Annotated in this window: 25 protein-coding genes; 13 read left to right on the top strand and 12 right to left on the bottom strand. The window is 65.5% G+C overall.

Annotation, left to right across the window (positions count from 1 at the left end):
* Nucleotides 1–30: 30 nt before the first annotated feature.
* Nucleotides 31–1,380 carry a FliI/YscN family ATPase gene (locus ACRDNQ_RS07395; protein ID WP_431828012.1) on the top strand — a complete coding sequence of 450 codons (1,350 nt, stop codon included), beginning with the start codon at nucleotides 31–33 and terminating at the stop codon, nucleotides 1,378–1,380.
* Between the two features lie 248 nt (nucleotides 1,381–1,628).
* On the opposite strand, the gene ACRDNQ_RS07390 is transcribed toward ACRDNQ_RS07395, so the two are convergent.
* The 6 genes from ACRDNQ_RS07390 to ACRDNQ_RS07365 form a co-directional block, all read right to left on the bottom strand.
* On the bottom strand, nucleotides 1,629–2,462 hold the full coding sequence (locus ACRDNQ_RS07390; protein WP_431828011.1) for a DUF1217 domain-containing protein: 834 nt from the start codon (nucleotides 2,460–2,462) through the stop codon (nucleotides 1,629–1,631).
* Between the two features lie 56 nt (nucleotides 2,463–2,518).
* Nucleotides 2,519–2,923 (bottom strand): flagellar biosynthesis repressor FlbT, encoded by a 405-nt coding sequence (gene flbT / locus ACRDNQ_RS07385; protein ID WP_431828010.1) that lies wholly within the window; start codon nucleotides 2,921–2,923, stop codon nucleotides 2,519–2,521.
* Nucleotides 2,920–3,291, bottom strand: coding sequence for a flagellar biosynthesis regulator FlaF (gene flaF, locus ACRDNQ_RS07380; RefSeq protein ID WP_431828009.1), 372 nt, complete (start codon nucleotides 3,289–3,291; stop codon nucleotides 2,920–2,922). Before flaF ends, flbT begins: the two co-directional genes overlap by 4 nt.
* Before the next feature lie 96 nt (nucleotides 3,292–3,387).
* Nucleotides 3,388–4,923 (bottom strand): flagellin N-terminal helical domain-containing protein, encoded by a 1,536-nt coding sequence (locus ACRDNQ_RS07375; protein ID WP_431828008.1) that lies wholly within the window; start codon nucleotides 4,921–4,923, stop codon nucleotides 3,388–3,390.
* 202 nt (nucleotides 4,924–5,125) lie between these two features.
* The gene (locus tag ACRDNQ_RS07370; RefSeq protein WP_431828007.1) at nucleotides 5,126–5,470 is read right to left on the bottom strand and encodes a flagellar biosynthesis protein FlgN; all 345 of its coding nucleotides are present in this window, start codon (nucleotides 5,468–5,470) and stop codon (nucleotides 5,126–5,128) included.
* Entirely contained in the window at nucleotides 5,457–5,774 is a 318-nt protein-coding gene (locus ACRDNQ_RS07365; RefSeq protein ID WP_431828006.1) for a rod-binding protein, read from the bottom strand. Before ACRDNQ_RS07365 ends, ACRDNQ_RS07370 begins: the two co-directional genes overlap by 14 nt.
* A gap of 1,565 nt (nucleotides 5,775–7,339) precedes the next feature.
* On the opposite strand from ACRDNQ_RS07365, the gene ACRDNQ_RS07360 reads away from it, so the two are divergent.
* Together ACRDNQ_RS07360 and ACRDNQ_RS07355 are read left to right on the top strand one after the other, a co-directional pair.
* The gene (locus tag ACRDNQ_RS07360; RefSeq protein WP_431828005.1) at nucleotides 7,340–7,894 is read left to right on the top strand and encodes a flagellar hook-length control protein FliK; all 555 of its coding nucleotides are present in this window, start codon (nucleotides 7,340–7,342) and stop codon (nucleotides 7,892–7,894) included.
* A gap of 8 nt (nucleotides 7,895–7,902) precedes the next feature.
* Entirely contained in the window at nucleotides 7,903–8,571 is a 669-nt protein-coding gene (locus ACRDNQ_RS07355) for a flagellar hook capping FlgD N-terminal domain-containing protein (protein WP_431828004.1), read from the top strand.
* A gap of 4 nt (nucleotides 8,572–8,575) precedes the next feature.
* On the opposite strand, the gene ubiB is transcribed toward ACRDNQ_RS07355, so the two are convergent.
* Nucleotides 8,576–10,105 carry a 2-polyprenylphenol 6-hydroxylase gene (ubiB, locus tag ACRDNQ_RS07350; protein ID WP_431828003.1) on the bottom strand — a complete coding sequence of 510 codons (1,530 nt, stop codon included), beginning with the start codon at nucleotides 10,103–10,105 and terminating at the stop codon, nucleotides 8,576–8,578.
* 1 nt (nucleotide 10,106) lies between these two features.
* Nucleotides 10,107–10,850: a bifunctional demethylmenaquinone methyltransferase/2-methoxy-6-polyprenyl-1,4-benzoquinol methylase UbiE gene (gene ubiE / locus ACRDNQ_RS07345; protein ID WP_431828002.1), complete on the bottom strand. Its 744-nt coding sequence runs from the start codon at nucleotides 10,848–10,850 to the stop codon at nucleotides 10,107–10,109.
* Nucleotides 10,851–10,936: 86 nt separating this feature from the next.
* Here ubiE and mutM point away from each other — a divergent pair, with 86 nt between their 5' ends.
* From mutM to gyrB, 9 genes are all read left to right on the top strand, one after another.
* Nucleotides 10,937–11,788: a bifunctional DNA-formamidopyrimidine glycosylase/DNA-(apurinic or apyrimidinic site) lyase gene (gene mutM, locus ACRDNQ_RS07340; protein WP_431828001.1), complete on the top strand. Its 852-nt coding sequence runs from the start codon at nucleotides 10,937–10,939 to the stop codon at nucleotides 11,786–11,788.
* A 63-nt stretch (nucleotides 11,789–11,851) separates the two neighbouring features.
* Nucleotides 11,852–12,628 (top strand): enoyl-CoA hydratase, encoded by a 777-nt coding sequence (locus tag ACRDNQ_RS07335; RefSeq protein ID WP_431828000.1) that lies wholly within the window; start codon nucleotides 11,852–11,854, stop codon nucleotides 12,626–12,628.
* 164 nt (nucleotides 12,629–12,792) lie between these two features.
* Entirely contained in the window at nucleotides 12,793–13,056 is a 264-nt protein-coding gene (gene rpsT, locus ACRDNQ_RS07330; protein ID WP_431827999.1) for a 30S ribosomal protein S20, read from the top strand.
* Between the two features lie 657 nt (nucleotides 13,057–13,713).
* On the top strand, nucleotides 13,714–15,096 hold the full coding sequence (dnaA, locus tag ACRDNQ_RS07325) for a chromosomal replication initiator protein DnaA (protein WP_431827998.1): 1,383 nt from the start codon (nucleotides 13,714–13,716) through the stop codon (nucleotides 15,094–15,096).
* A gap of 225 nt (nucleotides 15,097–15,321) precedes the next feature.
* Nucleotides 15,322–16,440 (top strand): DNA polymerase III subunit beta, encoded by a 1,119-nt coding sequence (gene dnaN, locus ACRDNQ_RS07320; protein ID WP_431827997.1) that lies wholly within the window; start codon nucleotides 15,322–15,324, stop codon nucleotides 16,438–16,440.
* 37 nt (nucleotides 16,441–16,477) lie between these two features.
* Nucleotides 16,478–17,584, top strand: coding sequence for a DNA replication/repair protein RecF (gene recF / locus ACRDNQ_RS07315; protein ID WP_431827996.1), 1,107 nt, complete (start codon nucleotides 16,478–16,480; stop codon nucleotides 17,582–17,584).
* A 32-nt stretch (nucleotides 17,585–17,616) separates the two neighbouring features.
* Nucleotides 17,617–18,366, top strand: coding sequence for an HpcH/HpaI aldolase family protein (locus tag ACRDNQ_RS07310; RefSeq protein WP_431827995.1), 750 nt, complete (start codon nucleotides 17,617–17,619; stop codon nucleotides 18,364–18,366).
* A 39-nt stretch (nucleotides 18,367–18,405) separates the two neighbouring features.
* Nucleotides 18,406–19,026, top strand: a complete 621-nt coding sequence (locus ACRDNQ_RS07305; protein ID WP_431827994.1) for a LysE family translocator — start codon at nucleotides 18,406–18,408, stop codon at nucleotides 19,024–19,026.
* A 79-nt stretch (nucleotides 19,027–19,105) separates the two neighbouring features.
* Nucleotides 19,106–21,523: a DNA topoisomerase (ATP-hydrolyzing) subunit B gene (gene gyrB / locus ACRDNQ_RS07300; protein WP_431827993.1), complete on the top strand. Its 2,418-nt coding sequence runs from the start codon at nucleotides 19,106–19,108 to the stop codon at nucleotides 21,521–21,523.
* Nucleotides 21,524–21,984: 461 nt separating this feature from the next.
* On the opposite strand, the gene ACRDNQ_RS07295 is transcribed toward gyrB, so the two are convergent.
* The 3 genes from ACRDNQ_RS07295 to ACRDNQ_RS07285 all read right to left on the bottom strand — a co-directional run bounded on the left by ACRDNQ_RS07295 (nucleotide 21,985) and on the right by ACRDNQ_RS07285 (nucleotide 23,516).
* The gene (locus ACRDNQ_RS07295) at nucleotides 21,985–22,224 is read right to left on the bottom strand and encodes an antibiotic biosynthesis monooxygenase family protein (protein WP_431829085.1); all 240 of its coding nucleotides are present in this window, start codon (nucleotides 22,222–22,224) and stop codon (nucleotides 21,985–21,987) included.
* Nucleotides 22,121–23,023: a hypothetical protein gene (locus ACRDNQ_RS07290; RefSeq protein WP_431829124.1), complete on the bottom strand. Its 903-nt coding sequence runs from the start codon at nucleotides 23,021–23,023 to the stop codon at nucleotides 22,121–22,123. Before ACRDNQ_RS07290 ends, ACRDNQ_RS07295 begins: the two co-directional genes overlap by 104 nt.
* A 145-nt stretch (nucleotides 23,024–23,168) precedes the next feature.
* Nucleotides 23,169–23,516 (bottom strand): hypothetical protein, encoded by a 348-nt coding sequence (locus tag ACRDNQ_RS07285; protein WP_431827992.1) that lies wholly within the window; start codon nucleotides 23,514–23,516, stop codon nucleotides 23,169–23,171.
* A 340-nt stretch (nucleotides 23,517–23,856) separates the two neighbouring features.
* Between ACRDNQ_RS07285 and ACRDNQ_RS07280 the strand changes: the two genes are divergently transcribed.
* Nucleotides 23,857–24,729, top strand: coding sequence for a polysaccharide pyruvyl transferase family protein (locus tag ACRDNQ_RS07280; protein ID WP_431827991.1), 873 nt, complete (start codon nucleotides 23,857–23,859; stop codon nucleotides 24,727–24,729).
* Here ACRDNQ_RS07280 and ACRDNQ_RS07275 read toward each other — a convergent pair.
* Nucleotides 24,644–25,936 (bottom strand): glycosyltransferase family 4 protein, encoded by a 1,293-nt coding sequence (locus ACRDNQ_RS07275; RefSeq protein ID WP_431827990.1) that lies wholly within the window; start codon nucleotides 25,934–25,936, stop codon nucleotides 24,644–24,646. The genes ACRDNQ_RS07280 and ACRDNQ_RS07275 overlap by 86 nt on opposite strands.
* Nucleotides 25,937–26,001: the final 65 nt, after the last annotated feature.

The raw sequence follows: 26,001 nt of genomic DNA, 5'->3' as shown, positions 1-26,001 counted from the left end.
AACCGTTTGCGAGACAACGGGGGACGACCGATGAAAGCTGCGGGACTTCACAATGTCAGCGCCCGCATTGCCGACTGCGCCCCGGTTCGGCCCGTCGGGCGAGTCGTTGCCGCCGCTCGCGGCACATTCGAGGTCGACGGGCTGGCAGGATCCGCGCGCCTGGGCGATCTGGTCGAAGTTCGGCTTCGCGGCGGACGGTGCCTTGGGGGCGAAGTCGTCGGCTTTTCCGGCGATCATCTTACCGTGCTTGGCGATGGCGATCCGCAGGGGCTGGCGAACGGGGACCGCGTGGTGCTTCTGGGCCCTTGCAGGCTTTCGCCCGACGACAGCTGGATCGGCCGGATGATCGATCCGACGGGTCTGGCGCTCGAGGGGCCGGCGCTTCTGCCCGGCGATGCGCCGCGCTGGCTGCAGGCCGGCCCACCCTCGCCGTCGAAACGGCGCGGGTTCGGCACGCGGCTTGAGACGGGTCTTGCGGTCTTCAACACGATGCTGCCGCTTGTCCGTGGACAGCGGGTGGGACTTTTCGCCGGATCGGGTGTCGGCAAGTCAAGCTTGCTTGCCATGCTTGCGCAAGATGTCGCGGCGGACGTCGTCGTCATCGCGCTTGTCGGCGAACGTGGGCGCGAGGTGCGCGACTTCGTCCATAACGTGCTTGGCCCCGCTGGTATGGCGCGCAGCGTCGTCGTCGCCGCGACCTCTGACCGCTCGCCGGTCATCCGCCGACGCTGCCTGCCCGCGGCAATGACCATCGCCGAGCATTTCAGAGATGCGGGTGCGCATGTTCTGCTTCTGGTCGACTCGGTCACGCGATTTGCCGAAGCGCATCGCGAAGTGGCCTTTGCCGCCGGAGAGAGCGGGGCCTTGCGGGGCTATCCGCCATCGGTCGCACAGGCAATTGCAGGGCTTTGCGAACGGGCCGGGCCCGGGGCGCCCGGGATGGGCGATATCACCGCGGTTCTCTCGGTCCTCGTGGCGGGGGCGGACATGGACGAACCGGTGGCGGACATGCTTCGCGGCGTGCTTGAAGGGCATGTCGTGCTCGACCGTGCGATTGCCGAGCGCGGGCGGTTTCCGCCCATCGATGTCCTGAAGTCGGTTTCCCGCGCGCTGCCGAAGGCCGCCACCCCGGAAGAGAACGCCCTGATCACGCGGGCGCGCGGCCAGCTTGGCGCATATGCGCGGGCCGAACTGATGATACAGGCCGGACTTTACGAGACAGGGACAGACCGAGTGATCGACGACGCCATCGACGCCTTTCCCAGACTCGACGCTTTCGTGGGCGAAAGGGCACATGACGGCATTGCAGCCAGCTTCAAGATGCTGCGCGAGGCCTGTAATGGCAATTCCGAAGCGCCCGGAGTTGCGGCGGCGCCATAGACAACGGGGACCGGACCGAGTGCCCGCGGTCGCTTTGCGCCCGTTGAAAATGTGGCTGCCCGCGGCCGTCACCCTCGCCTGGCCGGCCCCTTTTCAATTCAGGGATCGCCGCCAATCGATCTGCATGATTGCCGCTCCCAGATGCCTATATAGATGCAGCCGGCCCACCCGCCTCGGAAATGCGCGGGTGGATTGACCGAATCCACGGTTGGCACGCGTCAGGTCGCATTGCCACTCTGCCGTCCCTGTCAGGCGAGCAGGCCCGCAAACCGGGAACCGATCGCAAGGGGCTGGGTCGCCTGCAGAAGTGCAAGCGCAGTCGCGCCCGGAGCGGCGGCCGTGGGCGCGGCGGTCGACTCGGAGGCAAGCAGGAAGCGCCGAAGAAGCGTGGCCTGCTTGTCGGGATCCGAGAACTGGCGCAAGCTTTCCTCTCCGAAGAAGGCGCGGGTGCGGTCCTTGAAGACGCCAAGCTGTCGGTCGATGTCCAGCGTGCCAAGCGTCGCCGGAAGATTGAGCGCGGCCTCGAACACCTTTCGAAGTGGCGGCGTGGCCATGACCGTGAACCACAGGCCATCCTCCGACAGCGACCGCCCGGTGAGGTTCGACAACTCGCGCTCGAGCCCAAGGGCAAGACGCATGTCCGACGATTGCGCGCCGACCGCGATCTCGAACTGCCGGTCGCGATAGGCCGCCACGATGCGCGGGCCGAAGTCGCTCAGAACGGTGTTCGGCGGCGCAAGATCAAAGCGAAAGGCGTCTGCCAAAGCGGCATAGCGCTTGTCCGCCAAACGGTTGGCCAGGGCATCGGGCGCCGTTGGGCCATCCTCGAGAACCTTTCGGATGAAGAAGCGGTTGTCGATGTCGTCGTCAAGCCCGAAGGCCCCAAGCGTGACCGCAAGCAGTCTTCGGTCCGAAACCAGTTCCGCGGCGCTGGTGACGCTGCCAATCCGCTCGATGAACCGGTCGGTATCGCGCTGCCGCGCGGGACTGCGATCGAAGGCGGCCTGTTGGGTGTCCTGGGTGCGCTGTAGAAAGGCCCAGCCGGCAAGTCCGCCGAAAGGCACCACTGGTTGAAAGCTCATTCCGCCACTCCCGTCAGGATGCCGTCACTGTCCGCCCGCAGGCAAAACGTCGGCCGTCAGGACGCACAGGCGGACAGCAGACGCTCTTCGCGCGGCAGGAGGCTTCGCAACGCCTTCAGCGCCAGATAGTGCTGCCCGTCCATCACCGCCTGGGTGGCCGCGGCAAGATGGTCTCTGCTGTCGAAGTCGGTCAACACCTGACTCAACTGCTCGATCCCGCGCAGAAGCTGGGGTCGCGCTTCGACTGGCTCGGCGTCACCCGACAGGACAAGCTGGGCAATGTAGCAGACGCGCCGCACCGGCGTCGTCACCTCCTCGGGATGGATCGCATCCCGAAGACGCAGGATATGGGCGTTGGGCGTGACGATCGCCAGACGACTGCGGCGGTCGCCGTTCTCGATCACCGCGCCGTTGATCAGAACCCGTTCCTTGGGCGCGAGCTTCAGGACAAGGCCGGTCATCTGGCGTCGTCTCCCGCGCGAAGGCCGCGCATCACGGCCAGGTTGATCTCGACGAGGGCCTCGGGGGTGGCCGCGTTTCTCAGGACCTTGCGCGTATGGGTCCGGGTGAAGTCGGCGAGATAGAAGATTCGGGCCCGAAGGCTGTCGGGAAGGCTGTTCTCTCTGTTCGCCACATCGGCCGCAAGAAGCGTCCAGAGGCGAAGATTGTCGGTCAGTGCGACCGCAAGCGCGGGGAAGTGTGTCCCGCTGGTCGCGGCCCGGCTCAGCCGCTCGGTGATGCGGGCGAAGGCGTCGTATTCGACGGTGCGGGGCGGTCGTGTCGGGGCGGATGTGGCATAGGCGGAGCGTGCCATCTGAAGAGCGTTCACGTGAGATGTCCTTCCTGGACTCGATGGTCGAGGGGGCTGCGGCCGGACCGGTACGCGGGGTGATCCGGGGCGCCGGCGGGCGCCCCGGCAAGTCCCTTACCGGAAGAGCGCGAGGATCGACTGCGGCGCCTGGTTCGCGATCGAGAGCGACTGGATGCCAAGCTGCTGCTGCACCTGAAGCGCCTGCAGGCGCGCGGACGCCTCTTCGAGATCGGCATCCACCAGCGATCCGATGCCCGCGCGAAGCGAGTCGGTGAGCTTGTCGATGAAGCCCGACTGCAGATCGATTCGCGCCTGGTCGGACCCGAAGGATGCCGCGGCGTCGATCGCGGTGTTCAGGAAGGTGTCGATGTTCTCGAGCGCGGCCGAAGCGCCTTCGTTCGTCGTCACGTCGATGCTTTTCAGCCCGAAAAGGCCACCGGACGCCACGCCATTCTCGGTTGCGGTTCGCGCCAGGTTCAGCGACGCCTGCCCCGAGCCGTCGTTGTCGATCATCAGGCTGAAGCTGCCATCGTCATTTTCGATGACGCGGGTCGAGACGCCGGCAACTCCGCCGCCGTCGATCGCCGCCTTCAGGCCGCGCGCGATATCGCCGAAGTCCTCGTTTGGCCCGGCGATGTAATTGTAGGTGTTCGTGCCAACAGTGACGCCGTAGCCGTCGCCCTCACTGACGATGGCCGTATCGCTGAACCGGACCTCTTCGGCGCGCTGCGAGCCTGTCGAGTCGGTCGCGGTGTTCCCAGTCGCCAGTCCGCCCGAACCGTCGTCGGTGATCGCAACGGACCCGCCGGTGAGGCTGAGGTTGGAAATGGTGACGTTGAAACCCTCGAACGATCGGGTCGACGTGATCTCAAGCACACCGGCCGTGTTCGAGGCTTCGATCCCTTCGAGGCCAAGCGCATTGATGAAGCCGGCAAGCTCTTCGGCCATCACCGTTTCGTCCGCGCCCGATGCGGTGTAGTCGATTTCGAACCCGTCGACGGCTATGGTGAAGCTGTCGCTGGCGACGATTCCGTCCCCAAGAGTGACCTCCATGGTGACGCCGGCGGATTCGACAGCCGTTGCACCGTTCTGGATGACGGAATTGGCAAGGTTGTCGGTCGACGACGCGCCGATCGATCCGGCATCCATCGTCAGATCCCGCCGCGCGATGGTGATGTCCGACGACGTCACCGTCCCTGTACTGTCGCGCACCAGCGACGACAGGATGTTCACGTCCGCCGTCCCCTCGACCAGGCTGAGGCCGTTGAACGACGCGGCGTCGACGATCGACTGGATCTGCTGGACCTTCGCGTCGATGTCGGACTGGATCTTGGACCGGTCGACATTCTCTTCCTGGGCGGCGACGATGTTGCCCTTGAGTTCGGTCAGAAGGTCGGTGATCGTTTCAGCCGCCGACCGGGCGACGGCGATGGTGGAATCGCCAAGGTTGAGGCTGTCCGAGATCGCCTTGAACGCGCTTACGTCGGATTCGATGACCTTCGAAACGGCCCAGATTGCCGAGTTGTCTGTTGCGGTGGCGATTTTCTTGCCGGTTGCGATCTGGCTTTGGGTGTCGACAAGGTTCTGGTTGATCGAGCGAAGGTTCTGCAGCGCGACCATTGCGCTGGTGTTCGTGAGAATGCTGGCCATTTTCGGCTCCTGGTCTGTCGGTGCTTTTGCACCGCGTTGCTGGGTGTGCCCCTAGGGGCGTGCAGGACGTCATTCTGACGCGTGCGGGTCCGGCCTGTGCCGTCGCGCCACTCCGCTTTCGGGTGCAGCGAGACCATGGGTCGGAGTTCCTAACGTTCGCTGAACCTTGACCCGGTCGATTCCCGCAATTCGAACGATCCCGTCAGGCGCGCCGTTCGAGCTGGCCGGGCGTGGTCGAGACGACATGCCGTTCGCCGTCGCTCGAATAGGTCGCGAGGCTTCCCACCGACCGCCGCATGTCGGTCAGGCGATCCCGTACCTCGCGGATTCCCTCGGCAGCCGCATCGAGAAGGCCCTGGTTCCGGGAGGCGGCCGCGCGCAGCCGGTCGAGGTGGCGCGGGTCCCGCACCTCGCGTGACAGAGCATCCACGATCCGGGCTTTCGCCTCGGCATGTCGCCCCAGATCGGCAAGTCGCCCGGACAGGATAAGCCGTCTTTCCCGCTCGAGCAGGTCTTCGAGTGCGCCAATCGGATCAGGCCTTGCCATCGCGCTGCTCCTTCATGGCCTCGAACAGCGTTTCTGCAAGGCCGATGCCGCCACGCTCGGCCAGTGCGCGGGCGTGTTCCGTGGTCAGCATCGAGGTGAACTGATCTTCCCCGGCGCCGCCCCCAAAGGCCTCGCGCGGCTCGCCCAAGCCAGCCGACTTGAGCATCACGGCAAGAAAGGACGCCTCAAGCTCGCGCGCGAGGGCACGCAGGCGCTGGTCGTCCGGTGGCACAGGGGCCGGCGGGTGGGACCGGCCTGACGGTGGGGCCGGCGAAGACAGCGTGGAAAGGAGAGTGGACGCCATGACCGTTGCCTCGAATTGCAGGGACTTCCGGGGGCATACCCGCCTGGCGGTAAAGATGTCGTAACCAGTATCGGTCAAGAAACGGCCGACGCCCGTTCAGAAGGACAGGACCGCCTGACATGATGACAACCGCCATCCTCGCACCCGGCGACCGTCAGGCCGGTGGTCCTTCTGGCCTTGCGATGCCTGGTGCCGATATGGCGAAGGCTGCTTCGCGCGCGGACTCGGCGCAGGGCGATGCCGCAGAGGGGTTCGATCAGTGGATGATGCCGACCCCAGGCGAAGCCGCCGCGCCGGACGCCCCGGTTCGGCTTCCCGCCGAAGCTGTGGCCGCAGCCTTCAGTGCCGCAATGGGTGCGCTCCCCGGCCAGGTACCGGCCACGGATTTCGGTCAGGCAGGGGAACAGGCCGTCGCCCCGGCGCTAGCCGCGGAGGGGCCAAAAACCACGGCAGGTCCCGACCTACCTTCAGTTGCCTCAGCTGTCGCGAGGACCTCATCATCCGGCGTGTCCGCCCTTGGCGGCGGAGTCTGCGCGCGAGGCGAGGATCCGGCCGGCCTTCCATCGGGCGACAAGGTGCGGGCGTCGCTTTCGGGTCCTGACCCGGAGGGCCATGTGCCGACGTCGAACACGCCTACTCGAAACTCCGAACCTGCCCCCAGGCCGGACGATGGTGCTGGTCGGCATGATGGGGCCAGGGCGGATTTCCTTGGTCGGGCAACGACAATGGCGGATCCTTCGGCGCGCGATGGGCGTGATGCAGGGTCGTGGGATTCTTTGCGGGCCGCGGCAGGCACCGTTCTCCAGCCCGCCGGTGTGGGCGAGGCAGCGTCGCGCCTGTCCGCCGCGCCGTCGGGACGATCCGATGCCCCGGGGGCGCCATCGCCCGGTTCGGGTGCGGAGCGTCCAGATGACGAGACCCTGTTGCCCGCCAAGGGGCTGACGCCCGCCTCCGAACTTCGTGCGGCGATGTCAGCCTGGATCGGGCCAATGTCGGCGCAAGAGGTTCCGAATGTCGCAGTGTGGTCACGGCAGCCGCTGCCGCCGGTGCCACTGACGGCAAAGGCGACGGCGTTCCCGGTGGTGCGGGACAAGGCCACCGCAGTTCCGGAGCGGCCCCCTCCGCAAAGTGAAGCGCCGGATCAAGCCTGGACCGCGGCCGGGATCGCCCGTCCGACTGCGCCCTTTGAGCGGGGTGCCGAGACCGGCGTGCCGACCGCGGGCCAGACCGGCGGGACAGGCCCGTCGATTGCCGCTGTCGGGCGCGTGATGACCGAGGATACTGCAAGGTCCGGGCGCCCCGATTCCCCGACATCGGATGCGGTGCAGCCTGTCGTGACACTGCCGCCTCGCGGAACGGGTGGCGCGGCGGGCGCAGATGCGGCGGTCGCGGCGGCTGTGAGCGCGCCGAACCCTGCGACGGAAGCCGTGCAAGGCCCGCCCTCTTTGTCGACCCTCGACGTGGCAGAGAGCGGCGATGTTGATAACGCGCGCAGGGGCGCGTCGGATGGTCCCGCGGCACGTTCCGACCCCGCAGCGCCGGAGCCGCGCGCGACGCAGCCAACCGTGCCGGACCCTACCGACATCCAGAGCGATCGTCCGATGGCGGCCGAGATGCCGGGATCTGACGGTTCCGCATCGCTGCGCGAGATCCCCACTCCCGAGCCGCGCGCAGGTGATGGTCGCCCCCTCGCCGATCCGCCAATGCCCCGCCCCGAGGTTGCGCGCGCGGCGGTCAACCAGATTACCGATATCGCGGGCCGACTTGCAGACGGCCCGGTCGAGATCTCGCTATCCCCGGAAGAACTGGGCAAGGTCCGCCTTTCGCTTCATGGCGGCGAAGGCCAGATGACCGTTCAGATTATGGCCGAGCGCCCCGAGACGCTGGACCTTCTTCGCCGCCACATCGACATGCTGGCCGCCGACCTTCGCCAGCAGGGATACGCCAACCTTTCCTTCACCTTCGGCGGCGGCGACGCGGGTGGCGCGAAACAGCGCTTCGGGTCCGCCCCGCGCACGGATCCCTCGGACGAGGCCGGTGGCGTCGCGCCCTCTGCCCGCGCCGCCGCGCCGGGGCCGACACCGAGTGCCGCGACCGGCGCCCTTGATCTCAGGCTTTAGGAAACTTCATGGACATCGCCCCCACTTCGACGCCATCCGCTGCCACATCCCCGACGCAGGCGCAGGGCGCGCGCTCGGCGCTCAGCTCGGATTTCGAGACATTCCTGAAGATGCTGACCGTCCAGATGCAGAATCAGGACCCACTCAATCCGATCGAGTCGAGCGACTTCGCCGTCCAGCTTGCCACCTTCTCGGGGGTCGAGCAGCAGGTGCGCACCAACGATCTTCTCGAGGGGCTGACGCGGAGTCTTGGCAGTTCGGCCATTGCGCGGTTCGCGGACTGGGTCGGAAAGGACGTCCGCGGGGGAGGGGCAGCGTATTTCGACGGCGCACCGATCACCGTCGCCACGCCCCGGATCCCCGCAGCAGATCAAGCCGAGCTTGTGGTGCGCGACCAGAGCGGACGCGCGGTCGACCGGCGTCCGATCGACCCGGACGGGGGCGACGTTGTGTGGGACGGCCTCTCGGTAACCGGGCAGCCCTTCCTTGCGGGCTTCTACACCTTTGCTGTCGAAGGCCGGGCCGGCGACACTTTCCTAGGCGAAAGGTCGGGCGAAATTCGCGGCACGGTGCGCGAGGCCCGGATCGGTGAAGACGGCCGAGCCGAGCTTGTTCTGAAAGACGGATCGACGGTCGTGCCGGACCGCGTGACGTCGCTGCGCCTGGCAGGAAGCTGACGGTCTAGAGGCGCCCGATCAGACCGATGGCCACCAGCGCAAGCCCGGCTCCCGCTGCCATGTAGGCGGCCGGCCGCCAGCGCGCGGCGGGTTCGGGCGGGGGCGGTGCCATGTTCTGCCGCACCAGCAGGGCTTCGGTCAGTTCGGGCAGCTTCGGCCCGAATCGTGCCAGCACCCGCACGGTCCGAGCCATGTCGCGCAGGAAGGCGCGCGGTCCGACATTCTCGCGGATGTATTCCTCGACGATCGGATGGGCGACTTTCCAGATGTTAATGTGCGGGTTGAGCGTGCGCGCGACGCCTTCGACGACCACCATCGTCCGTTGCAGCAGGATCAACTCGGTCCGCGTTTCCATGCCGAAGCGTTCGGTCACCTCGAAGAGATAGTTGAGAAGCCGTCCCATTGAGATGCGCGTGGCGTCCATCCCGAAGATCGGTTCCCCCACGGACCGGAGCGCGCGCGCGAATTCGTCGATATCGCGGTCGGCGGGAACGTAGCCGGCTTCGAAATGCACTTCGGCCACGCGGCGATAATCCTTGCGGATGAAGCCGAACAGGATCTCGGCATAGACGCGGCGCGTGTACTCGTCGATCCGGCCCATGATTCCGAAGTCGAGTGCGACGATATCGCCGTTCGGCGCGACCTTCAGGTTTCCCTGATGCATGTCCGCGTGGAAATAGCCGTCGCGTAGCGCATGACGGAGAAAGAGGGTCAGCACACGCTCGCCCAAGACGGCGCGATCATGCCCGGCCGCATCGATTTCGGCGACCTCGCCTAGCGCGATCCCCTCGACCCAGTCCAGCGTCATGACCCGGCGCGAACAAAGGAACCATTCGACCTGCGGGACCGAGAACCCGTCATCCCGCGCCGTCAGCGCCGCGAACTCGGCCGCGGCAGACGTTTCGAGCCGAAGGTCCAGTTCGCCCATCACGACGCCCTCGAAATGTGCGATCACGTCGGTCGGCCGCAGGCGCCGCGTCGCGGGGGCCAGGATCTCGATCATGCGGGCGGCGAGGTAGAAGGCATCGACGTCCTTGCGGAAGGCCTTTTCGATCTTCGGTCGCAGGACCTTGACCGCGACGAGCTTTCCGTCCGAGGCCAGCCGCGCCTTGTGGACCTGCGCAATGGAGGCCGCAGCCACGGGTTCGCTGAACTCGGAGAACAGGCGGTCGACCGGCACTTCAAGCTCGGCCTCGATCATCGCCTTGGCCTTTTCCGTGGGAAACGGCGGAAGCTTGTCCTGAAGCACGCGCAGCTGCATCGCAAGCTCGTCGCCCACCACGTCGGGACGGGTCGACAGGACCTGTCCGAACTTGATGTAGGCGGGCCCAAGGGCCGTCAGCGCCCGTGTCGCCGGGGGCAGCGACGGGTCGCCACGATAGCCCAGCCACTTGAACGGCCAGCCAAGAATCCGCGCCACGATCCGAAGACTGCGGGGTGCGCGGAAGGCGTCGAGGACGATCTTCATCGCCCCGGTCCGCTCGAGCGTGGCACCGGTGCGGACCAGCCGCCAGATGTTGTGGGGGCCCTTCACGTCAGAGCTTCCACCCCGAGTGCAGCGCAGCGATCCCCATCGAGAGGTTGCGATACTTCACCTGCTCGAACCCGGCCGTGCGGATCATCTCTGCGAAACTTTCCTGATCGGGAAACTTGCGGATCGATTCGACCAGATACTGGTAGCTGTCGCGATCGCCTGCGATCACCTGGCCCATCACGGGGATGACGTTGAACGAATAGCGGTCATAAGCCCACTGCATCCCCTTGTTCGGCAACTGGCTGAACTCAAGCACGATGATCCGGCCGCCCGGTTTCAACACGCGGAAAGCCTCGGACAGCGCGTCGGCAATCCGCGTCACATTCCGGATGCCGAAGGAAATAGTGTAGCGGTCGAAACTCGCGTCTTCGAAGGGCAGGGCCATCGCGTCGCCCACCACCCAGTCGAGCTGCTCTGACAGCTGTTCGGCTTCGGCCCGCCTCCGACCGGCCTCGAGCATGTCCTCGGTCAGGTCAAGCACGACCGCCTCTGCCCCCCGGGCACGCTTGAGGAAGCGGAAGGCGATATCGCCGGTGCCCCCGGCGACATCCAGCAACCGCTGCCCGTCGCGCGGGGCAAGCCAGTCCATCATCGCATCCTTCCAGAGGCGATGGATTCCCCCGGACATCACATCATTCATGACGTCGTATTTCGACGCCACGCTTGAAAAGACGCCATGCACAAGGCCGGCTTTTTCGTCCTCGGGCACCGTGCGGTTGCCGAAATGCGTGGTCTTTTCGCTCATCTGGGCTTGCTGTCCTTGAACCTCATCCTTCTTATAGGCCGGTCGCGGGGGGTTACAATCCGCCCACGGGAAAGGGATCGCCGCACGTGCCCGAACTGCCAGAGGTCGAAACGGTCCGCCGCGGGCTGTTGCCGGTGATGGAAGGACAGGACATCGCATCCGCACAGGTGCGCCGTCCCGACCTGCGCTGGCCCTTTCCGCCCCGCATGGCCGAGCGGCTGAGTGGCCAGCACGTCGTCCGGCTGCGGCGCCGGTCGAAGTACATCCTGGCCGATCTTGGCTCGGGCGAGACGCTGATCCTTCACCTTGGCATGTCGGGACGCATCCTGATTTCCGGTCAGATGCAGGGTCGCTTCCACCATCACCATCCGGCCCCCGAGAAGCACGACCACGTCGTCCTCGACATGGTCAATGGCGCCCGCGTCACGTTCAACGACGCCCGCCGCTTCGGCGCCATGGACCTTGCGCCGACCGAGACGGTCGAAGACCATCCCCTTCTGGCAGGACTTGGGCCGGAACCCTTCGGCAACGCCTTTCACGAGGATTACCTCGTGGCGCGCCTGCGGGGCCGCAACACGCCCATCAAGGCCGCCCTTCTTGACCAGCGGGTCGTCGCGGGCCTGGGCAACATCTACGTCTCCGAGGCGCTGTTCCGGGCCGGGATATCGCCACGCCGGAAGGCCGGCCGCATCGCGGCGCCACGGGTGCGCGCCCTTGTTCCGATCATCCGCGACGTTCTGTCCGAAGCGATCGAGGCGGGCGGGTCGTCCCTGCGCGACCATCGCCAGACCAATGGCGAACTTGGCTATTTCCAGCATGCCTTCCGGGTCTACGACCGCGAGGGGCACGCCTGCCCGACGCCGGGGTGCACAGGCACGATCGCCCGGATCGTGCAGTCCGGACGCTCGAGCTTCTACTGCCCCTCCTGCCAAAGATAGCTTGATCGCGCGCCCCCGGGTGCTATGCCTTGGCGCCGACCGGAACAGGGGAACCCGTTTGTCATGGCTTACCGGACGATCAACGTCGAGATCGAAGACTACGTCGCGCTGATCACGCTGAATCGACCCGATGCACTCAATGCGCTGAATGCCGAGCTTCTGGGGGAACTCATCGATGCGCTGCAGGAGGCCGAGCGGAACGACAAGGTCCGCTGCATCATCATCACCGGGTCGGAAAAGGCTTTCGCGGCCGGCGCCGATATCAATGAAATGGCGGAAAGGACCTTTGCCGAGGTCTTCATGTCCGACATGTTCGGAACCGTCGGTGACGACTTCGCCCGCATCCGCAAGCCGATCATCGCCGCCGTCGCCGGCTATGCCCTGGGGGGCGGCTGCGAACTGGCCATGATGTGCGACTTCATCATCGCCGCCGACACGGCGAAGTTCGGTCAGCCCGAAATCAACCTGGGTGTCGTAGCGGGGCTGGGGGGAACCCAGCGGCTGACGAAGTTCGTCGGCAAGTCGAAATCGATGGAGATGCACCTTACAGGCCGCTTCATGGACGCCCAGGAGGCCGAGCGCTCGGGTCTTGTCAGCCGCGTCGTGCCTGCGAAGAAGCTCATGGAAGAGGCCATGGCCGCGGCCCAGAAGATCTCCGAGAAGTCGGCGCTGACGACCATGGCGGTCAAGGAAGCGGTGAACCGGGCCTACGAAACTACCCTGTCGGAAGGGCTGCGGTTCGAACGGCGCCTGTTTCACGCGATGTTCGCGACGGAAGACCAGACCGAAGGCATGGCCGCCTTCCTCGAGAAACGCGAAGCCCAGTTTCGCGACCGCTAGACGTCTTGTGCTCCTGGGGGCTTTCCTTTCCCGTCGATTTCCCCTAGAAGCCGCGCCACACATGCGCGTGAGGCCCGCTTTGGCCGGATCAGACCGGTTCCGAAACCCGGTTCCGGGCACTTGGCGCGTATCATTGAGTCAACTGCCCGAAGGGGATCCGAACCATGGCGAACACGCCTCAGTCCAAGAAACGCGCCCGCCAGAACGAGCGGCGCTATGCCGTGAACAAGGCGCGCCGCTCGCGCATCCGCACTTACCTGCGCAAGGTTGAAGAAGCGATCGCTTCTGGCGACAAGGACGCGGCCACCGCCGCCCTTCGTGCCGCCGAGCCCGAACTGATGCGGGGCGTCACGAAAGGCGTCTATCACAAGAACACCGCTGCCCGGAAAGTCTCGCGCCTGACGTCGCGCGTGAAGGCCATCGGCTGACGCCTTTTCGCGGCGATCGCCGAACGAACGCGGACGCGCCTCTTTCGGGGCGCGTTTTGCATTTGTGCCACCGGAAACCGGGCCATTCTGCAACGGCGCGGGATTCGCTTCGGCAATCGTTGAGTCAAGCGTGAAGTTCTGTTGCAGCGGCGCGAAACCCGTTGCTAGCTTGGCGCTGCGATTCACATCGTCTTGGGGGGACATGGGATGAGCGCGGGGTCGGACGGACGGCGTGCCAAGTGTCGGCAGTGCTGAAATCTCCGATGTCGGCGCAATGCTGACGCCGCGATCGTCCACGTCGGTGTGCGTTCGAATGGGGATTCGAGCTGCATCGGCCTGACGGCGTTCGGTTGACCTGGTAGTCTGCCCGGGTCTGGCCGCATGACGAACATGTCCATTGGCCCGCGCTTCGGCGCGTGGCGCACCGCCAGCGTCCGAGGGTCCGGCCCTGGGACGGCGGTCGTCACGTTTCCGCAGGACGCGCGGACAACGCGGATGGCACGACCGGCGTCTTCACCACGTGGAGGCCGCCCTGTCCGTGTCCTGTGCCCCGATCGATCGGTCGCGCGGGACGCGGGGTCTGTCTTTCCAAGACAGCCCTGGGGCTGGCATCTCGCCGGTCCGAGAAAAAGAAGAGACGGACAGGTCTGTGGAAAAATGACAAATGAAACATGGGGCGCAATTCGTGAGTCACTTCAGGGCACGGTCGGCAGGAACAACTACACCAACTGGATAGAGCCGCTCGAACTGTCGGCGCTTCGTGACGGAGTGGCGGTCTTCCACGTCCCGACCCAGTTCATCGGCAACTGGGTTTCGCGCAATTTCGGCGACCAGATTCTCGAACTTCTCCGCTCGGCCGGCGCGGCCGTCTCGCGCCTCGAGTTCGCGGTGCCGTCCGAGAAACCCCGCGCCGCGCCGTCCACCACGCCCGCCGCCGAACGTCCCGGGCGGTCGGGATCGGCAACCCGGGCCGCCCGTCCAAGCCGGGACGAGGCCGAACTGCCCGGCGCCCCCCTCGACGCGCGGTTCACCTTCGAGACCTTCGTGGTGGGAAAGCCGAACGAACTGGCGCATGCCGCCGCGCGGCGCGTGGCCGAGGGCGGGACGGTGACGTTCAATCCGCTTTTCCTCTACGGCGGCGTCGGCCTCGGCAAGACCCACCTGATGCACGCCATCGCCTGGGAGCTTCAGCGCCGCTCGCCCGACCTCAAGGTCGTCTATCTATCGGCCGAGCAGTTCATGTACCGCTTCGTCCAGGCACTTCGCGACAAGGACATGATGAGCTTCAAGCAGCTCTTCCGCTCGGTCGACGTGCTCATGGTCGACGATGTCCAGTTCATCGCCGGCAAGGATGCCACGCAGGAAGAGTTCTTCCACACCTTCAACGCCCTCGTCGATCAGAACAAGCAGATCATCATCTCGGCCGATCGCGCGCCGACCGAGATTCCAGGCATCGAGGACCGCATCGTCAGCCGTCTTCAGTCGGGCCTCGTGGCCGACCTGCATCCGACCAACTACGAACTGCGGCTTGGCATCCTGCAGCAGAAAGTCGACCAGTATTCGGACCAGTTCAGGGGGCTCGAGATCGCCGACGGCGTGCTCGAATTCCTGGCTCACCGCATCTCGACCAACGTACGCGTGCTCGAGGGCGCGCTCATGCGGCTCTTCGCGTTCGGCGAACTTGTCGGCCGCGAGATCACGCTCGAGCTTGCGCAGGACTGCCTGGCGGACATCCTTCGGGCGTCGGATCGCAAGATCACCGTCGAGGAAATCCAGCGCAAGGTCTCGGACCACTTCAACATCCGGCTCAGCGACCTGATCGGCCCGAAACGGGTGCGCACCTTCGCGCGCCCCCGGCAGATCGCGATGTACCTGTCCAAGCAGTTGACCTCGCGCAGCCTTCCGGAAATCGGCCGACGCTTCGGTGGGCGCGACCACACCACGGTCATGCATGGTGTCCGCCGCATCGAAGAGCTCAAGACCACCGACAGCCAGATCGCCGAGGATCTCGAACTTCTCCGGCGCGCGCTCGAGGCCTGAGGCCGCCTCCGTCAGGTCATGGGGGCGCCCGCCTGGGTTCTTCTGGCGAAAAATACCTCGGGGTCCGGGGCAGAGCCCCGGCAGGGCCGGCACGTGGCGCACCCGCCGGCGCCCTGTCCGGGGCCTTGACCGCGAATCGCGAATTTCGGACAGTCCGGAAAAGACTTGCACCCCGGCGCCGGGCCGATAGGGTCTGCCTCCCGGGATCTTTCAGGGAATAGGGACATGAAGTTCAGCATCGAACGCGGCGCGCTTCTGAAGGCGGTCGGTCAGGCGCAGTCCGTGGTGGAACGGCGCAACACGATCCCGATCCTTGCCAACGTACTCATCGAGGCTGACGGCGACCAGGTGTCCTTCCGCGCCACCGACCTCGACATCGAGGTGGTCGACATGGCCCCCGCCAAGGTCGAACGGGCCGGCGCCACCACCGTCGCCGCGGTGACCTTGCACGAAATCGTCCGGAAACTGCCCGATGGCGCGCTGGTCTCGCTCAGCGATGACGGGGCCTCGGGGCGGCTCACCGTGCAGGCGGGACGATCGAACTTCTCGCTCGCGACGCTTCCGCGCGAGGACTTCCCGGTCATGGCCTCGGCCGAGTATGCCTCGAACTTCTCGACCCCGGCGCCAGTCCTGCGTCGGCTGTTCGACAAGTCGAAATTCGCCATCTCGACCGAAGAAACGCGCTACTACCTCAACGGCGTCTACATGCACGTGGCCGACGCGGGCGGCGACCGGGTCCTGCGCTGCGTCGCGACCGACGGGCACAGGCTTGCCCGCATCGACGCCGATCTTCCCGCCGGGGCCGAGGGCATGCCCGGCGTGATCGTTCCGCGCAAGACCGTGACGGAACTGCGCAAGCTTCTCGACGACGATGACGCAATCATCGCCGTGTCGGTTAGCGAGACCAAGGTGCGCTTCGCGACGCCGGGGATCACGCTGACCTCGAAGGTGATCGATGGCACCTTCCCCGATTACTCGCGCGTGATCCCGGTTGGGAACGCGCGGCGGCTCGAGGTCGACGCCAGCGAATTCGCGCAGGCGGTGGACCGTGTCGCGACCGTGTCGTCCGAGCGGTCGCGCGCCGTGAAGCTGTCGCTTGACGAGGACCGGCTGGTCCTTTCGGTCAACGCCCCCGATGCGGGCGCGGCCGAAGAGGAACTGGCCGTCGCCTATGGCGACGACCATCTGGAGATCGGCTTCAACGCCAAGTACCTCCTCGAGATCGCAAGTCAGGTCGACCGCGAGAACGCCGTGTTCCTGTTCAATTCGGCCGGCGATCCCACGCTCATGCGCGAAGGAAACGACGAATCCGCCATCTACGTCGTGATGCCGATGCGGGTCTGACCGGCCCAGGCGCGCGGTCCGGCGCGGGAAAGGGACCATGGCCGGACTGACCCTCGATCGCCTGCGGCTGTCGCATTTCCGCTCGCACCTGCAGACCAGGCTCGAGCTTGACGGGCGGCCCGTCGCAGTCTTCGGGCCAAACGGTGCGGGCAAGACCAACATCCTCGAGGCCGTGTCGCTTCTGTCGCCCGGGCGGGGTCTTCGCCGCGCTGCGACCGACGAACTTGCCCGGCATCCCGGGGCGCTGGGCTGGAAGATCGGCGCCGAACTGACCTCGCTTGGTCATGTTCACGAGGTCGAGACCTTCGCCGAGGCCGGCGGGGCGCGGCAGGTGCGGATCGACGGGAAGGCCGCGCCCCAGGTCGCGCTGGGGCGGATCGCGCGGATCGTCTGGCTTGTGCCGTCGATGGACAGGCTTTGGATCGAAGGGGCGGACGGGCGTCGGCGCTTTCTCGACCGGATCGTGCTGTCGTTCGAGCCCTCGCATGCCGAGGCCGTGCTCGACTATGAAAAGGCGATGCGCGAACGCAACCGCCTGCTCAAGGACATGGTGCGCGACGCGCCGTGGTATACGGCGCTCGAGGCGCAGATGGGCGTGGCGGGCGAGGCGATCCGCCTTGCGCGCCTGGCGGCGATCGACCGGCTTCGCGCGGCGCAAGAGGCGGCTGAAACCGCCTTCCCCGCAGCGGAACTTGTGATGCGGGCGCCGGAGGACGCCGACGCCCCGGAAGGCGGAGAGGCGCTGGCCGAGGCACTGGCCGCCAACCGGGCGGCCGACATGCGCGCCGGTCGCACCTTGATCGGGCCGCATCGTGCAGACCTCGCGGCTGTCTTTGCGGCGAAGGGGGTCGCGGCTGCCCAGTGTTCGACCGGCGAGCAGAAGGCGTTGCTGATCTCGCTTATCCTGTCGAACGCCCGCGCCCTTGCCGAGGATTTCGGCGCGCCGCCAATCGTCCTTCTGGACGAGGTCGCGGCCCATCTCGACGCGGAACGCCGCGCCGCGCTTTACGACGAGATCTGCGCGCTTGGCGCGCAGGCCCTGATGACCGGCACGGGACCAGAGCTTTTCGACGACCTTCGCGATCGCGCGCAGCGCTTCGAGGTCGTCGAGGAGAATGCGACTTCCGCCGTCCGATCCTGCTAGGCTGAAGTCCGGGAAACAGGGGAGACAAGGCGATGGCCACGTTCAAGCAGAAACTCGCCGGCGAGGCGCGCCTGACGGCGCATATCTGCACGATCCCATCGCCGGCAGTCACGCAGGCCATGGCCGCCGGTGGCGCGGATGCGGTCATCATCGACATGGAGCATGGCGCGATCGACCACGCGCAGGCGCATGCGATGATCGCCGCGGTGTTGGGAGCGTCCTGCGCCCCCCTTGTACGGGTGCCGTCCATCGACGAGACCGCGGTCAAGCGCGTTCTCGACCTGGGTGCCGAAGGAATCTGCTTTCCGATGGTGCGCACCGCCGATGACGCCCGCCGCGCGGTGGCAAGCCTGCGCTATCCGCCGGAAGGCACGCGCGGGTTCGGGCCGTTCCTCGCCCATCTTGGCTTTGGGACGACCTTGCTTGGCTACCCTGCCGAAGCCGCGCGACGGATGGTCTGCATGCTTCTGATCGAAACCGCCGAGGCCGTCGATAACATCGACGCAATCCTCGCGGTCGAGGGGATCGACATCATCATCCCGGCGCAGTTCGACTTGTCGACCAGCCTGGGCCTTCAGGGACAGTTCGATCATCCGGATTTCATCGCCGCTCTCGAAAAAGTCGAACGGGCGGCGGACCGCGCGGGCATTCCAAGGGGTGCCGTCGCCCTGTCCGAGGCCCAGGCCCGTGCCGCCTTCGGGCGGGGCAACCGGCTGATCGCGGGCTTCGACATCCTGTGGCTTCGGGGGATCGCCGCAGATGCGCAGGGCTGGTGCGGCTAGGCCCTTCCACCTTTTCCCATTTCATGCTCAACCGCCGCGATGACGATCACCCTGACCGATCTTGTGCTTTATGCTGGCGCCGTCTTCGTGCTGTTCCTGACGCCCGGGCCGGTCTGGGTGGCGCTGACCGCGCGCGCGATGTCGGGCGGCTTTCAAGCCGCCTGGCCCCTCGCGCTTGGCGTCGTGATCGGTGACACGATCTGGCCGCTTCTCGCCATTCTGGGTGTGTCCTGGCTTGTTGCCAGCGTCGCGGGCTTCATGTCGGTGTTGAAGTGGGTGGCGTCGGCGGTCTTTCTTGTGATGGGCGTTCTTCTCATCCGCCATGCCGACCGAAGGATCGCCTCGGACAGCCGTCTGACACGGCCAGGGATGTGGGCCGGTTTTCTGGCCGGGCTTGCCGTGATCCTTGGCAACCCGAAGGCGATCCTGTTCTACATGGGCGTTCTGCCGGGCTTCTTCGATCTGACGCGGGTCACGGGTCCCGACATCGCCGCCATCGTGGCCGTTTCCTTTACCGTCCCGCTGCTGGGCAACCTCATGCTGGCGGGTTTCGTCCATCGGGTGCGGTCGCTTCTGACGTCTCCATCGGCGCTGCGCAGGATCAATGTGACGTCAGGCGTGCTGTTGATCCTTGTCGGGATTGTCATCCCCTTGACCTGACACCAAATGTAGTGGCGCGGGCGTGACATTCCCGGCGCCAAATACTATAAGTTCCGCGACAGGACGAAGGACACACCGCATGGCGGATGCAGCCCGCGACGCAAGCGCCTATGGCGCCGATTCCATCAAGGTTCTCAAGGGCCTGGAGGCTGTTCGCAAGCGGCCCGGCATGTACATCGGCGACACCGACGACGGTTCGGGCCTGCACCACATGGTCTACGAGGTCGTCGACAACGGCATCGACGAGGCGCTTGCCGGCTATGCCGACGAGGTCAGCGTGACAATTCACGCCGATCACAGCGTCTCGGTGCGCGACAACGGGCGCGGCATCCCGGTCGACTTGCACCAGGAAGAAGGGGTGTCGGCGGCGGAGGTCATCATGACCCAGCTGCACGCCGGCGGGAAGTTCGACCAGAACAGCTACAAGGTGTCCGGCGGGCTTCACGGCGTGGGCGTATCGGTCGTGAACGCGTTGTCGGACTGGCTCGAGCTGCGCATCTGGCGCGACGGCAAGGAGCATTTCGCCCGCTTCGAACGGGGCGACACCGTCGAACATCTGAAGGTGTTGGGCGATGCCGGGGGCCGACGCGGGACCGAGGTGCGGTTTCTTGCGTCGCTCACCACGTTCTCGAACCTCGAGTATTCGTTCAAGACGCTGGAAAACCGTCTGCGCGAGCTGGCGTTCCTGAATTCGGGCGTGAAGATCGTCCTGACCGATGAGCGCGCCGCCGAACCCCAGACGGTCGAGATGCATTACGACGGCGGTGTCCGCGAGTTCGTCCGCTACCTCGACCGGCACAAGCACCCGCTGATCGATGAGCCGATCTTCATCACCGGCGAACGCGACGGGATCACCGTCGAGGTCGCGATGTGGTGGAACGACGGCTACAACGAGATGATGTTGCCCTTTACCAACAACATCCCGCAGCGCGACGGAGGCACGCATGTCGCCGGCTTCCGCGGCGCGCTTACGCGGACGCTGAACCACTACGCGGGGCAATCGGGCCTTGCCCGGAAAGAGAAGATCAACTTCTCGGGCGACGATGCGCGCGAGGGGCTGACCGGGGTGCTTTCGGTCAAGGTTCCCGATCCCAAGTTCAGTTCGCAGACCAAGGACAAATTGGTCTCGTCCGAGGTCCGTCCGGCTGTCGAAGGGTTGATGAACGAGAAGCTGACCGAATGGTTCGAAGAGAACCCCGGTCCCGCAAAGATGATCGTGGGCAAGATCGTCGAGGCCGCGCTGGCCCGTGAGGCCGCACGGAAAGCGCGCGAGATGACGCGGAAGAAATCCGCGCTCGACGTGGCGTCGCTTCCCGGCAAGCTGGCCGATTGCCAGGAGAAGAACCCCGAGCTGCGCGAGTTGTTCCTGGTCGAGGGCGACAGCGCCGGTGGCTCGGCCAAGCAGGGCCGGTCGCGCCATGACCAAGCGGTGTTGCCGCTGCGTGGAAAGATCCTGAACGTCGAGCGCGCGCGCTTCGACCGGATGCTGTCAAGCCAGGAGATCGGTACGCTGATCACCGCGCTGGGCACGGGGATTGGGCGCGACGAGTTCGACGTCGCGAAGCTGCGCTATCACAAGATCATCATCATGACGGACGCCGACGTCGATGGTGCCCATATCCGCACGCTGCTTCTGACCTTCTTCTTCCGGCAGATGCCCGAGATCATCGAACATGGCCATCTCTTCATCGCCCAGCCGCCGCTTTACAAGGTCAGCCGCGGCAAGTCCGAGGTCTATCTGAAGGACCAGGCGGCGCTTGACGACTATCTGATCCAACAGGGCGTCGAGGGGGCGGTCCTGCACCTTGGCAACGGGGAAGAAATCCTGGGCCAGGACCTTGCCCGCGTTGTCGAAGAGGCCCGGCAGGTCCGCCGGGTGCTGCAGGCCTTCCCGACGCATTACCCCCAGTCGATCCTTGAACAGGCTGCGATTGCCAGCGCCTTCCTGCCCGGGCGCATCGACGCCGATATCCAGGGTGTCGCGGATGCCGTCGCGGCGCGGCTTGATCTAGTCGCGGTCGAGTATGAGCGCGGCTGGCAAGGCCGACCGACGCAGGACAAGGGGATCCGGCTTTCACGCTCGGTTCGCGGCGTCGAGGAAGTGCGTACGCTTGACGGCCCGCTTTTCCGTTCCGCCGAGGGCCGCCGGCTTGCCGAGTTCACCACTGCATTGCAGGAAGTCTATGCCCGGCCCGCGCAACTTGTCCGCCGGGATCGCTCGACCGCCGTCCTTGGGCCACTTGGCCTTCTCGACGCCATCCTCGAGGAGGGAGAGAAAGGCCTCAGCCTGCAGCGCTACAAGGGGCTGGGCGAAATGAACCCCGACCAGCTTTGGGAGACCACGCTTGACCCCGAGGCGCGAACGCTTCTTCAGGTCAGGGTCGACGATGTGGCGGAAGCCGACGACATCTTCACCAAGCTCATGGGCGACGTGGTCGAGCCCCGGCGCGAGTTCATTCAACAGAACGCACTCAGCGTGGCCAACCTCGATTTCTGAGGGTGTTGTAGGATCGCCCAAAGCGTTTCGCGACGGTCAAAGTCTTCCCGGTCGGTTTTCGCGTCAGGCCACGTTTCTAAAGGCAGGACAGCACTTCCGCCTTCGCTCCATCGGCGGAAGCCCGATCAGCCGCCACTTCGCGACGGTTGACGTCACCATCCGCGAGAGTGATCGCCAAGTCCGAAGGCGGGACGAGTTCGCGCCCTGACGAAAACCGGAAGCCTGGAAGCCGATCCTCGATGTCCGCCTTGAGCGCGGCGGCTGCGCGCTTGCGGAAATCGAGAGCCGACTGCGAGGGTTTCCGGGCCTTGATTTCATTGGGAGCGGTAAGCGATCCCCGCAAGCTGGAACGCAGCCGCAAAGCCCGGCGGGAAGATCAGCGCCGCAATGAAGACTTTTCAGTCGGCTGAGCCTTCCCGCCTGAAGCCCAACTCTGGCAAGCTGGCTCTTCCCGGGGGCTTTCACATCTCGTGCTGGATCGCGGCCAGTTTGGCGGTCACATGCCGCGCGTGGTTTTCCACGTAGGCCTTGTGTTTCTCGCCCCCGACGTATCGGCGAAAGGTATCGAGATCCTCGAAGTCGGCGACAAGGGCCGCGTCATGGTGGTTCGGTCCGCTGCCGATATTCTCGCCAAGGGAAAACGAAAGGACTTCGTCGCTCGTCTCGCACATGTCGGTCACGGCGGTGCGCCACGCGCGGATCTGGTCGGCCGAGGCTTCCGGTTTGAAAGTGACCAGTACGATATGTCGGAGCATCATTGGGTCCTTTAATCAGGCACTCACCGTCAGCGTTTTTCGTGGGACGATCAAGGGTCAATTGCCGCCCCGCCCTTTGCCGGGCGGAATAAATCCGGCGTCTCAGGAACATCACGGCCAGCGGGACAGGCGAGACGGTGAGCGCGACGGTCAGAAACGTGGCGAGCGGAGAGAAGATGCCGTTCAGGCCCGCCATCATCATGATGCCGCCGCCCCCACCGATGATGGAATTGCCGGGCGAGTTCACCGCCAGCGCGAGGGCGATGTAGCGATAGCGCAGCCCGAGGGTCAACGCGCGTTTGGGTTGCCCATCGAGAAGCATCGTCAGCCGATCTTCCCGAGACAGGGGTGCTGCGCGGGCAACGAGGTCGGCCGCACGCCGCATCCGAAGCAGGGACAGAAGACGCTCCAATGCGCCGACCGGCAGAAAGCGACCCGCGGTGTAGGCCAGCGTCATCGACGCGACCGTTGCCACATAGATGAGGGGCGCAAAGCCGGGGCCGAACGCCGCCAGCATGGCCAGTCCGATCTCGGCCCCCGGCACGAACGGCAGCGCCAAGAGCCCGATGTTGGCGACAGTCCCGAGCATGATGGCGTGATGAACCTGCTGCTCGTTGCCGGGCCTGATCTCAAGGTGCAGCGCCTCTCGCACCATATGTGCGCCCCAGGTTGCCAACAGCAGGACCGCGATGAGAAGCATCAAGCGCAGCATCACGGCACGCCCGCTCGATCGGGACAGGTTCACGGACGCGGCCTTACCCCGACGCGCTGACGTCGACCGACGGCGCGGGGGCTCCTTCCGCTGTGAACCTGATCTGGTGGGTCCAGTAACAGCGCCGTGTGCTCCAGGTTCCTTCGACCTGCACGTCGTCACCGGTCACGGTGCCGTGTCAGACGACCGTACGGGGGGCGTCTGGGCAGATCGTTCGCGCCGTGAATTGGATCACGTCTTCCCGAACCTTCGTCTCGTAGTCGGACCAGCAGAAATCGCAGTAGACCGGACAGTTCACAGATTGGAACGTTCCGTCCCTGAAGATCAATTCATCCCGCAGGACCTCGACGCTGTCCAAATCCACGGCAACGATGTGAAATGACCTTCCATCGAGGAGGTGGGTCGCGGTCCATTCCCCTTCCGGAACGGCGAAGTCCGGGATGTTCTGGTTCATGACCGTCATCGTCGCGGCACCTGTGCCGATCGTGGCCGGGACGATTGCTGCAGCCTGAAATATCTGCGCCATGGCTCGCTCCCTTGACGATGTCAGCTCTTGGCGGACGGAAAATTCTTGCGACCTGGAGGCCGTAAACCGCCCGGGCCATCATCACAAATGAAAGTTACGCCGGACGTCCGCCGACGGCCCGCGCTCGGTTGCGCCGACCGGGGTGCCGCCACCGGGTGCGCCGATCGAGGCAAGCCCCCGCCTGCGCCGCATCGAGCGCGTCCGGACCGGTGATTTCGGCCCCGCACCGCACTGACGCGATCCATCGCAGTCGATCGATTTTCGCAAGACTCTGGAAATGTTTTCTTTTCCTTAACCAGTTTCTGGCTCGCTCGACCTGCACACAAACGAGGTCGGGCGCATGTCACTCAATCTGGTCTATTACAAATCTGAGCCAAACGTCGGCGACGCCTTGAACCCCTGGCTGTGGCCGAAGCTTCTTGACGGCTTCGTCGACGATGATCCCGAGCACGCGTTCATGGGGATCGGGACGATCCTCGTCGACGGCTATCCGCCACGGGCAAAGCGGATCACCGTTTTCGGTTCCGGCGCACGGTCGTGGATCAGACTGCCGGACCTTTCAGGGCCGGAATGGGACTTTCGTTTCGTGCGCGGGCCGCGCACCGCACGACTGACCGGGGCGAAGTTCATCTCGGACCCGGCAGTGCTTCTACCCAGCTTGCTGCCTGCAAGCCGCGACCGGAAAGGCATTGGCTTCGTGCCGCATTTCAAGACCCATCCCGACACGGTTGCCGAGGCGGCCAGACGCCTGAATGCCCGGATTATCTCGCCGCGGCTGGATGTGGAGCCCTTCGTCGAGGCACTTACCGGATGCGAGGCGGTCGTCTGCGAGGCGATGCACGGCGCGATCATCGCCGATGCCTATCGCATTCCCTGGGCCGGTGTCCGCCTCGAGGTGTCCTATCGCGATGGACAAGGAAATGTCTTCAAGTGGCGCGACTGGAGCGAGAGCCTTGGCATCACCGACCGCTTCGCGCGCTTGCCCGTGATCTGCCAGGCCCCGTTCGCGCTGCGCCGGCGGTTCATGAAGTCTGACTGGCGCCTTCTGGACAATCTGATTTTCGATCTTTCGCCCGAAGGGGCCGTGGAACGGGCACAGGACAGGATCATGGATGAGGTGCACGCCCTCAGTCGGGGTGCGGTTCGGCGCGCCCAGCCGCGAGGATTTCGTCGTAGATCCCTGCAACTTGCCGAGCTTTCGCGGGCCAGGTGAACGAGGTCGCGACGCGATCCTGAGCGGCGCCCGCCATCCGGGGAAGCGCGGATGGATCGGCTACGATTGCTTCGAGCGTCCTTCGCAGTCCGGCAATCACGCCGGACCTGTCACCGATCGGAATCCGGTAGCCCGTCTCGTCGGTGACAAGCTCTCCAGGGCCTCCGTAATCCACCACGACCGGCACGACGCCAAGGGCCATCGCCTCGAGCACCACCCCACCGCCGAACTCGCGAATGGAAGGAAAGGTCAGCAGGTTGGAACCTACGGCGATGTCCTGAACCCTGTCGTGCGGCACCATGCCGTGGAAGGTCACGGCAGACCCAAGCGACAAGCGCCCGGCGAGCGCTTCGAGGTCGCTTCGCATCGGTCCGTCGCCCACGATGTCAAGGATCAGCTTGCCGTCTCGGATCAGCCCGGCCGCTGCTTCGAGAAGCATGTCGGGTCCCTTGTAGGGGACAAGTCGTCCGATGAAGACCGCGCGGAGAGGCCCCGAGATATCCTGTGCCGCCAGCCGATTGAAGCGCCCCGGATCGATCGCATTCTCGGGCAGATAGAAGACCTTGTCCGCATAGCGCGCCGGGATCTCGCTTTCGGTATGGCGAGAACCCACGATGATCGCCGACGTGGCCTCGAGCATTCTGGAGCGTCCCGGCAGCAACTTGTATGCGCCCCGCACGTAGGACAGCCACTCGCGTTCGCGACGTCGTTCGGCGTCGAAGTCCCGGGGCCAGGGAACCCCGCCGTTGAGCGGCCCGACCACGAACGGGATACCCGCAGCCGCGCATTTCCACGAAAGGGACGACACGGTCGTCGGCGTGAGGGGCGTGACCCTGTGAACGATGTCAAATCGTCCGGCTCTGATGTCCGGACCGAACCTCTTCCACACAAGGTGCTCGAAGTAAGGGTAGGCAAGGGCGCTTGCGGCCGTCATCATCGTCCAGCCCTTGCCCTGCCCCATGCGAAGAGCGTTCGCCAGACGCCACATCGGCCGGGTGACGGCCTCGGAATCGATCACGGTGAACTCACGGCCTTCCTCGAGCCCGGCGCGAAGAATGGCGTCACGATTGCGGATCTGGGTCACAAGATGGACATCGGCCACCTCGCGCAGCGCCGTGCCGAGCGACCAACCGATCAGCGGCACGCTGACCCATTCCGGATTGGCCGCTTCCGCGATCACGAGGACGGAGGGTTTTCGGGGGGTCATTCTCTCTCATCCGGGTTTGGGCGGAATGCCTGGACCCACATCGCGAACCGGGGAACCGACAAATC

The sequence above is a fragment of the Saliniferula longa genome (assembly GCF_050789285.1).
Taxonomy (GTDB): domain Bacteria; phylum Pseudomonadota; class Alphaproteobacteria; order Rhodobacterales; family Rhodobacteraceae; genus CAVPWP01.
This window is presented reverse-complemented; position numbering and strand designations above follow the sequence as displayed.